This is a genomic window from Serratia sp. A07, from assembly GCF_058725505.1.
On record NZ_JBZXDO010000012.1, the window covers coordinates 23,069 to 35,948 of the forward strand.

The following is a 12,880-nucleotide window of genomic DNA, read 5'->3' on the forward strand; positions in this document are numbered from 1 at the left end:
AGCCCGATTTCACGGAGAGCAGGTTTGCGGGTCAGGCGTTCGTTAACGATTAAGCAGATGGCGACGGTGTCCGGCGTGGCGCTGGTCACGATCTGTATCTTTATCGTGATCCAGTTATTCCACTTTGTGCAGCAGCGCAGGGATGACTACGCCCAGCAACTGGAGAATATCGCTCATTCCGTGCGCCAGCCGTTGGCGGAAGCGGTGCTGCGCATGGACGTGCCGGAAGCCAAAAAGGTGCTGAATACGCTGCTGCCGGTCGGCATTTTGAGCCGGGCGGATATCGTCTTGCCGAACGAGTTTCAGGCGCTGCACGCCAATTTCCCGCCTGAGAGGCCGGTGCCGACGCTGATCGCCCGGCTGTTTGAACTGCCGATCCAAATTTCCGTACCGCTCTATTCGCTGGAGCGGGTGCCGGCCAACCAGCAGCCGCTGGCCTATCTGGTGCTGCAGGCCGACTCGTTCCGCATGTACCAGTTTATCCTCAGTAATTTGTCGACCATGTTGTCGACCTACCTGCTGCTGGCGCTGATCCTGTCGGTGGCCATCACCTGGTGCATGAACCGGCTGATGGTGCATCCGCTGCGCGCGATGGCCAAGGAGCTGGAAAACATCTCGCAGGACGAAGCGCCCTATCACCAGCTAATGCTGCCGGCGCTGCACCAGGACGACGAGCTCGGCCTGCTGGTGCGCAACTACAACCGCAATCAACAGACGCTGGCCAAGGCGCATGCCGACATGAGCCGCCTCAGCACCCGCCATCCGGTGACCGAACTGCCGAATCCGGCGTTGCTGAACGCGTTGCTGGAACAGCATATCGCTTCCAGCCTGCGCCCCGAGCGTTTTAACCTGCTGGTGATCGGCATCGAGACGCTGCATGAGGCCTCGGGCGTGATGAGCCCGGCGATGCGTGAAGCGTTGCTGTTGGCGCTGGCGAAGAAGCTGCGCGGCTGCATCGACGAAAACGGCGTGCTGGCGCAGCTGAGCAATACCGAATTCGCCATCCTGGCCAAGGGCACCGAGCGGCCGTTCCACGCCATGCAGCTGGCACGGCGCATCATGGCGGAGATCAACGCGCCGTTGACGCTGGAGGGGCTGGCGCTGCGGCCCAACGCCAGCATCGGCATCGCGCACTACCTCAATCAGGGGGAAAGTGCGGAACAGCTGCTGCGCAGCGCGACCTCGGCGATGATGTCCGCGCACCGCGAAGGAATAAATCAGATCCTGTTCTTCGAACCCAGCCTGACGGAACGCACGCAGAAGCGGCTGACGCAGGAGAGCGAGATCTTGCACGGCATCGAACAGCGGCATTTCACGCTGTTCCTGCAGCCGCAGATCGACATGCAGTCCAACGAGGTGATCGGCGCCGAAGCGTTGCTGCGTTGGCAGCAGTATGACGGCAGCTATACCCTGCCGGCCGACGTTATCCCGCTCGCGGAAGAGCTGGGCGTGATCGTGCCCCTCGGCAACTGGGTGCTGGAAGAGTCCTGCCGTATCCTGGCGGACTGGCAGCAACGCGGCATTGAGCTGCCGCTGGCGGTCAACGTTTCCGGTATTCAGATGCAGGATGAGGCGTTCGTTCCGCATCTGAAAAACCTGCTGGCGCAGTATCGGATCGATCCGCGCAAGCTGCTGCTGGAGATCACCGAGACGGTACGCATCGACGATCTCGACCGTGCGTTGGCGCTGCTGCGTGAGCTGCACGATCTGGGATTGTCGATCGCGCTGGACGACTTCGGCATGGGCTACTCCAGCCTGGAGTACCTGAACCGCTTGAAATCCCTGCCGATTGACCTGATTAAAATCGACCGCAGTTTCATTCAAGGGCTGCCGGCCGACGATGCGATGGTGCGCATCGTCAGCTCGATCTCTGAAGTGCTGGCGTTGCCGGTGATGGCCGAAGGCGTGGAAAACGCCGAGCAGCGCGACTGGCTGCTGAAGCACGGCATTCGCAGCGGGCAAGGATTCCTGTTTGCCCGGCCGCTGCCGCGCGAAGCGTTCGAAGCCGAGTTTTGCCGCGCGGCGCCGTGAGCGTCGCTTACCTTTCCGGTACTTTTCCCCGTCCGAAAATCGCCATTTTTTCCCTACCTCTTTTGCGTTAGTGCAAACAAAGGCTTACGCAATTTTCAGCTTTGCACCCAGACTGACGCGTTTCAGCTCTTAAATTCACATCAACCCCGTGGGGCGGGTGCAACAAATTATTTCCATGTTGTTAAGTGGGTGTTATTTTCCGCGCAAGCGATGAACAGGCTGGATGTTTAGACTGCTGCCTGGTGCGTGTCTTCCCCCCATAGGACGTTCATATGAAAACAACAATCTTTAAGAGCCTCTATTTTCAGGTGCTGACGGCGATCACGCTGGGTATCCTGCTTGGCCATTTCTACCCTGACCTCGGCGCCGAGATGAAACCTCTGGGCGATGGCTTCGTCAAACTGATCAAGATGATTATCGCCCCGGTGATCTTCTGCACCGTGGTGACCGGCATCGCCGGCATGGAAAGCATGAAGGCGGTGGGCCGCACCGGCGCCATCGCGCTGCTGTATTTTGAAATCGTCAGCACCATCGCGCTGATTATCGGCCTGGTGATCGTCAACCTGGTGCAACCGGGCGCTGGCATGAACGTCGATCCCGGCACGCTGGACGCCAAAGCGGTAGCGGTCTACGCCGAGCAGGCGCAGCAGCAGGGCATCATTCCGTTCCTGCTGGATATCATTCCCGGCAGCGTAATCGGCGCATTCGCCAGCGGCAACATTCTGCAGGTGCTGCTGTTCGCGGTGCTGTTCGGCTTCGCCCTGCATCGTCTGGGTGAGAAAGGGCAGCTGATCTTCAACGTGATCGACAGCTTCTCGCGGGTGATTTTCGGCATCATCAACATGATCATGCGCCTGGCGCCGCTGGGGGCCTTCGGCGCCATGGCGTTTACCATCGGTAAATACGGCGTCGGCACCCTGGTGCAACTCGGCCAGCTGATCGTGTGCTTCTACATTACCTGTATCCTGTTCGTGGTGGTGGTGTTGGGCAGCATCGCCCGCGCCAACGGCTTCAGCATCTTCAAATTCGTCAACTACATCAAAGAAGAACTGTTGATCGTGCTGGGGACCTCGTCGTCCGAGTCCGCGTTGCCGCGCATGCTGGATAAAATGGAGAAGCTGGGCTGCAAGAAATCGGTGGTGGGCCTGGTGATCCCGACCGGGTACTCCTTTAACCTGGACGGCACGTCTATCTACCTGACCATGGCCGCGGTGTTTATCGCGCAGGCGACCAATACCCACATGGACATCATGCATCAGGTTACTCTGCTGGTGGTGCTGCTGCTTTCCTCCAAAGGGGCGGCGGGCGTGACCGGCAGCGGCTTTATCGTGCTGGCCGCCACCATCTCCGCCGTCGGCCATCTGCCGTTGGCCGGCCTGGCGCTGATCCTCGGCATCGATCGCTTCATGTCGGAAGCCCGCGCGCTGACCAACCTGGTGGGCAACGGGGTGGCGACCGTGGTGGTGGCGAAGTGGTGTGACCAACTGGATGAGAAACAGCTGAAAGACACGCTGAACAACAAAAACGCCGGCGCGGACAAAACGCAGCCTTCCGCCTGATATTGGCGGCGAATCACCGGCCGCAGCCGCGGCCGGTGAGGGAAACCCCCTGCCTCGTAACGATTTCTTGCATTAAAAACCCCGCTATCTATTATTTTTCACTCTAATGAGTGACATCCGCAAAGGCGCGCGGTCTAACACGATGGTACACTTTCTGCTTTCCGCCCCACTGTGAAACTCAGGGCGTATTTTTATGATTCCATTGAATGGAATACACGCATTTGCATAAGAAATTGGATAGTCATTAAGTAGGGGTTCACATGCAGGGCACCAGAATTCATCTTATAGTTGGTGGGCTGCTATTGGCTGCCGCCAGTAGCAGCGTGCAGGCTGAAGCACTACAACCCGATCCTGCCTGGCAGCAGGGGTCGCTGGCCAACGGGTTTTCATGGCAGATTCTCGATACGCCGCAGCGGCCAAGCGACCGCGTGGAACTGCGGCTGATCGTCAATACCGGCTCCCTGGTGGAGTCTTCGCAGCAGACCGGCTTCGCCCATCTGCTGCCGCGGCTGGCGTTGGCGCGCAGCGAAAGCTTTACCGCGCCGCAGCTGCGCGCCCTGTGGCAACAGAGCGTGGATAACGAGCGGCCGCTGCCGCCGGCGATCATCTCGTATGATTTCACCATGTATAACCTCAGCCTGCCGAACAACCGGCCCGACCTGCTGAAAGAAGCGCTGGCCTGGCTGGCGGACACCACCGGCAAACTGGCGATCGACGAGCATACGGTGCACGCGGTGATGAATTCCAGCATCAATCCGGTCGGCACTTTCCCGCCCAATACCAAAGACGCCTGGTGGCGTTACCGCCTGAAAGGCTCGACGCTGCTGGCGCACGATCCGGCGCAGCCGGCGAAACGGCCAGTCAATCTCGAGCAGCTGAAGAAATTCTATCAACAGTGGTATACCCCGGACGCCATGACGCTGTTCGTGGTCGGCAAGGTGGACAGCCGCAGCCTGGGCGAACAGATCAACAAGGCGTTCTCGCCGCTGCAGGGCAAACGTGAAACTCCGGCCCCGATGCCGACGCTGACGCCGCTGCCGCAGCAGCCGGTAAGCCTGATCAACGAGCAGGTGAAGCAGGATACGCTGTCTATCATGTGGGATTCGCCGTGGCATCCGATTCGCGATTCGCAGAGCCTGCTCCGCTACTGGCGTGGCGATCTTGCCCGCGAGGCTCTGTTCTGGCATCTCCAGCAGACGCTGGAAAAAAGTGACCAGAAGAACCTGCATCTGGGCTTTGACTGCCGCGTGCAGTACCAGCGCGGGCAGTGCGCCATCCATCTGGATACGCCGAACAACAACCTGAACGGCAGCCTGGGCTTTATCGCCCGCGAGCTGGCCAACGTGCGTGACAACGGCCTGTCCAAAGAGGAATTCGATGCGTTGCTGGCGCAGAAAAACGATCAGCTGAGCAAGCTGTTCGCGACCTACGCCCGCACCGATACCGACGTGCTGATGAGCCAGCGCCTGCGTTCGCAGCAGAGCGGGGTGGTGGATATCGCGCCGGAGCTGTATCAGAAGCTGCGCCAGGAGTTCCTGTCCAGCCTGACGCTGGAGACGCTGAATCAGGCGCTGAAGCTGCAGCTTTCTCAGGAGGCGACGCTGGTGCTGATGCAGCCGAAGGGCGAGCCGGAAATGAGCATGAAGCAGCTGCAGGAAACCTATGACGGCATCATGATGCCGGCGCCGGCGGTGGTGACGGAAGAAGCCAAACCGGCCGACACCGCGGTGGCTGCGCCGGCGACGGACGCCGGCGCGCAGTAATGCACAGCAGGGGGCTCAGGCCCCCTCAGTTGCGGTACAGCACCTTGATGATGTGGTAACCGAACTGGGTTTTGACCGGGCCGTAAGGTTTGAGCAGCGGGATGCTGAACACCGCTTTATCGAACGCCGGCACCATCGCGCCCTTGTTGAATTCGCCCAGCGAGCCGCCGTTGCGTTTTGACGGGCAGCTCGAGTATTTGCGCGCCAGCGTGTCGAAGCTGACGCCGCGCTTCAGCTTGGCCAGCAGCTCGTTGGCCAGCTTTTCATTGTCTACCAGAATGTGCAGGGCGCACGCCGTTTTTGCCATGGTAATGCCTTTGTCGATGCGAAAATTGCGCTGATTATACCCGCTAAATCTCATCGGCGCTTTCTGCTACAATTCCCTTCCACGTTTTACAGTCGAGCAAGCCAGCACCATGCGATTAAACCCCAGCCAACAACAAGCCGTCGAATTCGTTACCGGGCCCTGCCTGGTGTTGGCCGGTGCCGGTTCCGGCAAGACGCGCGTTATCACCAACAAGATAGCCCACCTGATCCACCACTGCGGCTATCAGGCGCGGCACATCGCCGCCGTGACCTTTACCAACAAGGCCGCACGCGAGATGAAAGAGCGCGTGTCGCAAACCCTGGGGCGTAAAGAGGCGCGCGGGCTGATGATTTCCACCTTCCATACCCTGGGGCTGGAGATCATCAAACGGGAATACGTGGCGTTGGGGATGAAGTCCAACTTCTCGCTATTCGATGACCAGGATCAGCTGGCGCTGTTGAAAGAGCTGACCGAAAAATGGCTGGAAAGCGATAAAACGCTGGTGGCGCAGCTGATCTCGACCATCTCCAACTGGAAAAACGACCTGATCGATCCTCAGCGGGCGGCGGAGCTGGCTCGCTCGGAGCGCGACAAGCTGTTCGCCCACTGCTACGGTCTGTACCACGCCCATATGCGGGCGTGCAACGTGCTGGACTTCGACGACCTGATCCTGTTGCCGACGCTGTTGCTGCAACGCAACGAAGAGGTGCGCGAACGCTGGCAGCAGCGTATTCGCTATCTGCTGGTGGATGAGTACCAGGATACCAACACCAGCCAGTACGAGCTGGTTAAGCTGCTGGTGGGCAACCGCGCGCGCTTTACCGTGGTGGGTGACGACGACCAGTCGATCTACTCCTGGCGTGGCGCGCGGCCGCAGAACCTGGTGCTGCTGCAGGAAGATTTCCCGGCGCTGCAGGTGATCAAGCTGGAGCAAAACTACCGTTCCAGCGAGCGTATCCTGAAGGCGGCTAACATTCTGATCGCCAATAACCCGCACGTGTTTGAAAAACGGCTGTTTTCCGAGCTGGGGTATGGTGAAGAGCTGAAAGTGGTGACCGCCAACAACGAGGATCACGAAGCCGAGCGGGTGGTGGGGGAACTGATCGCCCACCACTTCGTGAAAAAGACCAACTACGGCGACTATGCGATCCTGTACCGCGGCAACCACCAGTCGCGGGTGTTTGAAAAGATGCTGATGCAGAACCGCATCCCGTACAAGATTTCCGGCGGCACGTCGTTCTTCTCGCGCCCCGAGATCAAGGATCTGCTGGCCTACCTGCGCGTGCTGACCAACCCGGAGGACGACAGCGCCTTCCTGCGCATCGTCAATACCCCCAAGCGCGAGATCGGCCCGGCGACGCTGCAAAAGCTCGGCGAATGGGCCAACCAGCGCAACAAGAGTTTATTCCACGCCAGTTTCGATCTGGGGCTGAGCCAGCACTTGACCGGGCGCGGGCTGGAGTCATTGCAGCGCTTTACCCACTGGCTCGGCGGTATCGCCCAGCAGGCGGAACGTGAGCCGGTGGCGGCGGTGCGCGATCTGATCCGCGGCGTGGACTATGAGAGCTGGCTGTTTGAAACCTCGACCAGCCCGAAGGCTGCCGAAATGCGGATGAAGAACGTCAACACGCTGTTCGGCTGGATGACCGAGATGCTGGAAGGCAACGATCTGGACGAGCCGATGACGCTGACCCAGGTGGTGACGCGCTTCACCCTGCGCGACATGATGGAGCGCGGTGAAAGCGAAGAAGAGCTGGATCAGGTACAGCTGATGACGCTGCACGCTTCCAAAGGGCTGGAGTTCCCCTACGTATTCCTGGTGGGTATGGAAGAGGGCCTGCTGCCGCACCAGAGCAGCATCGATGAAGACAATGTCGATGAAGAGCGGCGTCTGGCCTATGTGGGGATCACCCGCGCGCAAAAAGAGCTGATCTTCACCCTGTGCCGCGAGCGTCGTCAGTACGGCGAACTGGTGCGGCCGGAGCCGAGCCGCTTCCTGCTGGAACTGCCGCAGGACGATTTGGCGTGGGAAACCGAGCGCAAAGTGGTGAGCCCGCAGGAGCGGATGCAGAAGGGGCAGAGCCATCTGGCCAATATCCGCGCCCAGCTGGCCAAGGCCAAAGGCGGGAATTAAAAAGACAGGGCTAGATTACTGACAAAGGAGGAAAAAGCGTGGTTTTTCCTCCTTTGAGGTTATCAGCCGAAAATCAATGAATTGATTTTCCTTATTTTTTATATGCTGTCTTCTGTAAACCTGGCAATGTCATCAGGTTTGCCATTAACCTTCAGGCGCTCATCGCGCCCTGATCATTTCAACGCTGTTCTTCCAACCGCAGCGTCCAGTGGACGTAGCTCTGCCAGTGGCTTTCCTGCTCCAGCGCCTCGGCGCGCAGCGGATGCTGTTCCAGCCAACCCGGCGGCAAGATCACCGTCAGTTCGTCGTCCTGATTGGCGCGTAACCGCACCGCCGGCAGCGTGTCATCGCGGCGGCGGCTGGCGAAGATGATCGCCAGGCGCAAAATGCGGCACAGACGCTGCGCAGTGCGCGGCGGCAGGGCGTTTTGCTGGTTCAACAGCGACAGGTCGAGGGTGTTGCTCTGGTTTTGCAGCAGGGTGGCCAGCAGTTTTTTCTGCGCCGGGGTAAAGCCGGGTAAGTCCAGGTGGCGGATTAGATAAGCGGCGTGTTGCGGCGCCTGCTTGAAATCGACGCTGAGGCCGAGTTCGTGGATCAGACTGGCGCTGTGCAACAGCTCGCGACATCGCGCATCCAGCTGCCACTCGTTGGCGACCTGCTGCGAGAAGTTGGCGGCGAGTTGGCTGACGCGTTCGGCCTGCTCGGTGTCGATCAGGTAGCGACGCTGCAGGTTGCGGATGGTGCGGATGCGAATATCCTGCTCCACCGGCAGATGCAGCATGCCGTAAACCAGGCCTTCACGCAGCGCCCCGCCGGCCAGCATCATGCTCTCGATGCCCAGCTCCTGGAAGATGGCCAACAGAATGGACAGGCCGCTCGGGAACACCAGCGCGCGCTCCAACGTCAACCCTTCAATCTCCAGCTCTTCCAGCTTGCCGCACTGAATGGCGCGCTGTTTCAGCTGGCGCAGCTTGGGCAGGGTGATGCGTTCATCCATGCCTTGCGCCACCATAATCTCCTGCAGCGCCTGCACGGTGCCGGAAGCGCCGACGCAGATCTGCCAACCTTGCTGGCGCAGCTGCGGTGCGATCGGCCGCACCATTTCGCGCGCGGCCTGTTCGGCGCGTTCGAAGTTTTCTTGCCCAAGGTTACGATCGCTGAAGTAGCGTTCCAGCCAGGTGACGCAGCCCATCGACAGACTATACAGCTGCGATGCCTGTGCGCCGGTGCCGGTGACCAGTTCGGTGCTGCCGCCGCCGATGTCGACGACCAGCCGCCGATCCGGCCCACCGGTGGTGTGCGCGACGCCGTGATAAATCAGCCGCGCCTCTTCTTCGCCGCTGATCACCTGCACCGGGCAGCCGAGGATTTGCTCGGCGACCTGCAGAAACTCATCGGCGTTGGACGCCAGGCGCAGCGTGGCGGTGGCGACGACGCGGATCTGCTCGCGCGGAATGTCCTGCAGGCGTTCGGAGAACAGCCTCAGGCACTGCCAGCCGCGTTGCATGGCCTCATGCGACAGGTGATTGTTCTGATCCAGCCCGGCCGCCAGGCGCACCTTGCGCTTGATCCGCGCCAGAGTCTGAATGCTGCCGGCCACCTCGCGCACCACCAACATGTGGAAGCTGTTGGAGCCGAGATCGATGGCAGCATAAAGCGTGCTGGAACTGAGCATGGCGATCAGCTCGAACGTTTACGGTTGCTGCGCGGCGCGCCGCCGCGACGAGGCGCGGAGTTGCGACGTGGGCCGTTGCCGCCGCGCGGACGCGACAGGCGCTTCGGCGCCGGCAAATCGGTCAGCAGCGCATCGCTGTTGTACTTGCTCACCGGAATGCTGTGATCGATATAGGTCTCGATCGCCGGCAGGTTGAGCGCGTACTCTTCACACGCCAGGCTGATGGAGTGGCCGCTGGCGCCTGCGCGGCCGGTACGGCCGATGCGGTGCACGTAGTCTTCGCAGTCGTCAGGCAGATCGTAGTTGAAAACGTGCGTGACGGAAGGGATGTGCAGACCGCGCGCGGCGACGTCGGTGGCGACCAGGATATCGAGGTTGCCCTTGGTGAAGTCGTCGAGGATACGCAGGCGTTTTTTCTGCGCCACGTCACCGGTCAGCAGGCCGACGCGGTGACCGTCGGCGGCCAGATGGCCCCAGATGTCTTCGCAGCGGTGCTTGGTGTTGGCGAAGATGATGGCGCGATCCGGCCACTCTTCTTCAATCAGCGTCTGCAGCAGGCGCATTTTTTCTTCGTTGGACGGGTAGAACAGCTCTTCTTTAATGCGGTGGCCGGTTTTCTGTTCCGGTTCCACTTCAACATATTCGGCGTTGTTCATCTGCTCGAAGGCCAGCTCGCGTACGCGATAGGACAGGGTAGCGGAGAACAGCATGTTCAGGCGTTGATCGGCCGTAGGCATACGGCGGAACAGCCAACGGATGTCTTTGATAAAGCCGAGATCGTACATGCGATCGGCTTCATCCAGCACGACGACCTGCATCGCGCCGAGATCGACATAGTTCTGTTTGGTGTAATCGATTAAACGGCCGGTGGTGCCAATCAGAATGTCCACGCCGCTTTCCAGCACTTTCAGCTGTTTGTCGTAGCCGTCGCCGCCGTAGGCCAGGCCCAGTTTCAGGCCGGTGCTCTGGGAGAGCGCTTCTGCATCGGAGTGGATTTGCACCGCCAGTTCACGCGTAGGCGCCATGATCAAGGCGCGCGGCTGATTGGTCTGGCGATCCTGTTTCGCCGGGTGAGTCAGCAAATAGTGAAAAGTAGACGCCAAAAACGCCAGCGTCTTTCCGGTACCGGTTTGCGCCTGACCTGCAACGTCACGCCCGGAGAGCGTGAGCGGCAATGCTAACGCCTGGATGGGCGTGCAATTGTGAAACCCTTTTTTCTCAAGGGCTTCAAGGACTAACGGGTGCAGGGCGAAGTCGGAAAACTTCTGTTCGGTCAAGTGTGTTTTGCTCATAGTGTGGTAGAATATCAGCTAACTATTGCTTTACGAAAGCACATCCGTTGAAATAAACGCGGTGCAATAAAATCACCTTGAGTTGGTTAATGCTACACCAACAAGGTAGACATAATCCTGTGGAGTAGAACATGAGCGATAAAATTATTCACCTGACTGACAGCAGCTTCGAAGCCGATGTGCTGAAAGCGGAAGGGCCGATCCTGGTCGATTTCTGGGCTGAATGGTGTGGGCCGTGCAAGATGATTGCTCCGATTCTGGATGAGATTGCCGAAGAGTTCGAAGGCAAACTGACCATCACCAAGCTGAATATCGATCAGAACCCGGCTACCGCGCCTAAGTACGGTATCCGTGGTATCCCTACGCTGTTGCTGTTCAAGAACGGTGAAGTGGCCGCGACCAAGGTTGGCGCGTTGTCCAAAGGTCAGCTCAAAGATTTCCTGAACGCGAATCTGTAATCGGGCGGGAAGCCCAGTATCAGGCGCCTGGCGGTGATGTTCAATTCACCGCTAGACGCCTGCCAAGAAGCGTGTTAAGTTTAACCACACTGCATATAGAACTTGCCCGAAGTTTTAAATCTAAAGAGTTTGAATCTAAAGCTATACTCTGTGTCGAACCACTGGCGTTGAAAGTAAACTGAACTCAGCCCGTGTTTTGGCAATCAAACGGTTTTGCAAAAATCATTTTTAAGGTACCTTCGATCTTCAACCGTCAATGCGTGCGCCCGATGTAAGCCATTTCTTACCGCGACGGCTCTGCGCCCGGTGATCGAACGTCCAGTAAACAGGCACGCATCTCGCTGCCATACCATTCACGATACAAGTTCGAGACATACCCCGAGTTTAAGAACCCACCACTATGAATCTTACCGAATTAAAGAATACGCCGGTTTCTGAGCTGATTACTCTCGGCGAAAATATGGGGCTGGAAAACCTTGCCCGCATGCGCAAGCAGGACATTATCTTCTCCATTCTGAAGCAACATGCGAAAAGCGGAGAAGATATCTTCGGCGACGGCGTGCTCGAGATATTGCAGGATGGATTCGGTTTCCTCCGCTCTGGAGACAGTTCCTACCTCGCCGGTCCCGACGACATCTATGTATCCCCTAGCCAAATCCGCCGCTTCAACCTCCGCACAGGTGACACCATTTCCGGTAAGATTCGTCCGCCAAAAGAAGGCGAGCGCTATTTTGCCCTGTTGAAAGTCAACGAGGTCAACTACGACAAGCCGGAAAACGCCCGCAGCAAGATCCTGTTCGAGAACTTGACCCCGCTGCACGCCAATTCCCGTCTGCGGATGGAGCGCGGCAACGGTTCGACCGAAGACCTGACGGCGCGCGTACTGGATCTGGCGGCGCCGATTGGCCGCGGCCAGCGTGGCCTGATCGTGGCACCGCCGAAAGCCGGTAAAACCATGCTGCTGCAGAACATTGCGCAGAGCATCGCCTACAACCACCCTGACTGCGTGCTGATGGTGCTGCTGATCGACGAACGTCCGGAAGAAGTGACCGAGATGCAGCGTCTGGTGAAAGGCGAAGTGATCGCATCGACCTTCGACGAACCGGCTTCGCGTCACGTGCAAGTGGCCGAAATGGTGATCGAGAAGGCCAAGCGCCTGGTTGAACACAAGAAAGACGTGATCATTCTGCTCGACTCCATCACTCGTCTGGCGCGTGCCTACAACACCGTGGTACCGGCCTCAGGCAAGGTGCTGACCGGTGGTGTGGATGCCAACGCCCTGCATCGTCCGAAGCGTTTCTTCGGTGCGGCACGTAACGTGGAAGAGGGCGGCAGCCTGACCATCATCGCGACCGCGCTGGTGGATACCGGCTCGAAGATGGACGAAGTGATCTACGAAGAATTTAAAGGTACCGGCAACATGGAATTGCATCTGGCGCGTAAAATCGCCGAGAAACGCGTATTCCCTGCGATCGATTACAACCGCTCCGGTACCCGTAAAGAAGAGCTGCTCACCACCTCCGAAGAGCTGCAAAAAATGTGGATCCTGCGCAAAATCATCCATCCGATGGGTGAGATTGACGCGATGGAGTTCCTCATTAATAAGTTGGCGATGACTAAAACCAACGATGAATTCTTCGATATGATGAAACGCTCATAAT

General features: G+C 58.9%; 9 protein-coding genes. 6 read left to right on the top strand and 3 right to left on the bottom strand.

What is annotated here, in order from left to right; all coding sequences use genetic code 11:
• Positions 1 to 24 precede the first annotated feature (24 nt).
• From hmsP to AC4PR2_RS14035, 3 genes are all read left to right on the top strand, one after another.
• A complete protein-coding gene (hmsP, locus tag AC4PR2_RS14025) occupies positions 25 to 2,031 on the top strand; it encodes a biofilm formation regulator HmsP (RefSeq protein ID WP_492175255.1) in 2,007 nt (668 codons plus the stop codon).
• A gap of 272 nt (positions 2,032 to 2,303) precedes the next feature.
• Positions 2,304 to 3,590 (top strand): dicarboxylate/amino acid:cation symporter, encoded by a 1,287-nt coding sequence (locus AC4PR2_RS14030; RefSeq protein WP_038874048.1) that lies wholly within the window; start codon positions 2,304 to 2,306, stop codon positions 3,588 to 3,590.
• Between the two features lie 260 nt (positions 3,591 to 3,850).
• Complete coding sequence (locus AC4PR2_RS14035; protein WP_197803959.1) at positions 3,851 to 5,353, top strand: insulinase family protein; 1,503 nt, start codon at positions 3,851 to 3,853, stop codon at positions 5,351 to 5,353.
• A gap of 25 nt (positions 5,354 to 5,378) precedes the next feature.
• Here the strand turns inward: AC4PR2_RS14035 and ppiC are convergent, their stop codons facing one another.
• A complete protein-coding gene (ppiC, locus tag AC4PR2_RS14040) occupies positions 5,379 to 5,660 on the bottom strand; it encodes a peptidylprolyl isomerase PpiC (RefSeq protein ID WP_004934175.1) in 282 nt (93 codons plus the stop codon).
• 109 nt (positions 5,661 to 5,769) lie between these two features.
• On the opposite strand from ppiC, the gene rep reads away from it, so the two are divergent.
• Positions 5,770 to 7,794, top strand: a complete 2,025-nt coding sequence (gene rep, locus AC4PR2_RS14045; RefSeq protein ID WP_197803958.1) for a DNA helicase Rep — start codon at positions 5,770 to 5,772, stop codon at positions 7,792 to 7,794.
• A gap of 178 nt (positions 7,795 to 7,972) precedes the next feature.
• On the opposite strand, the gene ppx is transcribed toward rep, so the two are convergent.
• Entirely contained in the window at positions 7,973 to 9,469 is a 1,497-nt protein-coding gene (gene ppx / locus AC4PR2_RS14050) for an exopolyphosphatase (protein ID WP_047729463.1), read from the bottom strand.
• Between the two features lie 5 nt (positions 9,470 to 9,474).
• Positions 9,475 to 10,761, bottom strand: coding sequence for an ATP-dependent RNA helicase RhlB (rhlB, locus tag AC4PR2_RS14055; RefSeq protein WP_060424233.1), 1,287 nt, complete (start codon positions 10,759 to 10,761; stop codon positions 9,475 to 9,477).
• Positions 10,762 to 10,892: 131 nt separating this feature from the next.
• Here rhlB and trxA point away from each other — a divergent pair, with 131 nt between their 5' ends.
• Both trxA and rho read left to right on the top strand, forming a co-directional pair.
• Positions 10,893 to 11,219, top strand: a complete 327-nt coding sequence (trxA, locus tag AC4PR2_RS14060) for a thioredoxin TrxA (RefSeq protein WP_004934187.1) — start codon at positions 10,893 to 10,895, stop codon at positions 11,217 to 11,219.
• 400 nt (positions 11,220 to 11,619) lie between these two features.
• Positions 11,620 to 12,879, top strand: coding sequence for a transcription termination factor Rho (gene rho / locus AC4PR2_RS14065; protein WP_004934188.1), 1,260 nt, complete (start codon positions 11,620 to 11,622; stop codon positions 12,877 to 12,879).
• The last annotated feature ends 1 nt before the right edge of the window (position 12,880 follow it).

Excerpts from the sequence above, each read along its gene's own strand:
- AC4PR2_RS14035 (WP_197803959.1), top strand. The coding sequence starts at position 3,851 with ATGCAGGGCACCAGAATTCATCTTATAGTTGGTGGGCTGCTATTGGCT.
- AC4PR2_RS14030 (WP_038874048.1), top strand. The coding sequence starts at position 2,304 with ATGAAAACAACAATCTTTAAGAGCCTCTATTTTCAGGTGCTGACGGCG.
- trxA (WP_004934187.1), top strand. The coding sequence starts at position 10,893 with ATGAGCGATAAAATTATTCACCTGACTGACAGCAGCTTCGAAGCCGAT.
- rep (WP_197803958.1), top strand. The coding sequence starts at position 5,770 with ATGCGATTAAACCCCAGCCAACAACAAGCCGTCGAATTCGTTACCGGG.
- ppx (WP_047729463.1), bottom strand. The coding sequence starts at position 9,469 with ATGCTCAGTTCCAGCACGCTTTATGCTGCCATCGATCTCGGCTCCAAC.
- ppiC (WP_004934175.1), bottom strand. The coding sequence starts at position 5,660 with ATGGCAAAAACGGCGTGCGCCCTGCACATTCTGGTAGACAATGAAAAG.
- rho (WP_004934188.1), top strand. The coding sequence starts at position 11,620 with ATGAATCTTACCGAATTAAAGAATACGCCGGTTTCTGAGCTGATTACT.
- rhlB (WP_060424233.1), bottom strand. The coding sequence starts at position 10,761 with ATGAGCAAAACACACTTGACCGAACAGAAGTTTTCCGACTTCGCCCTG.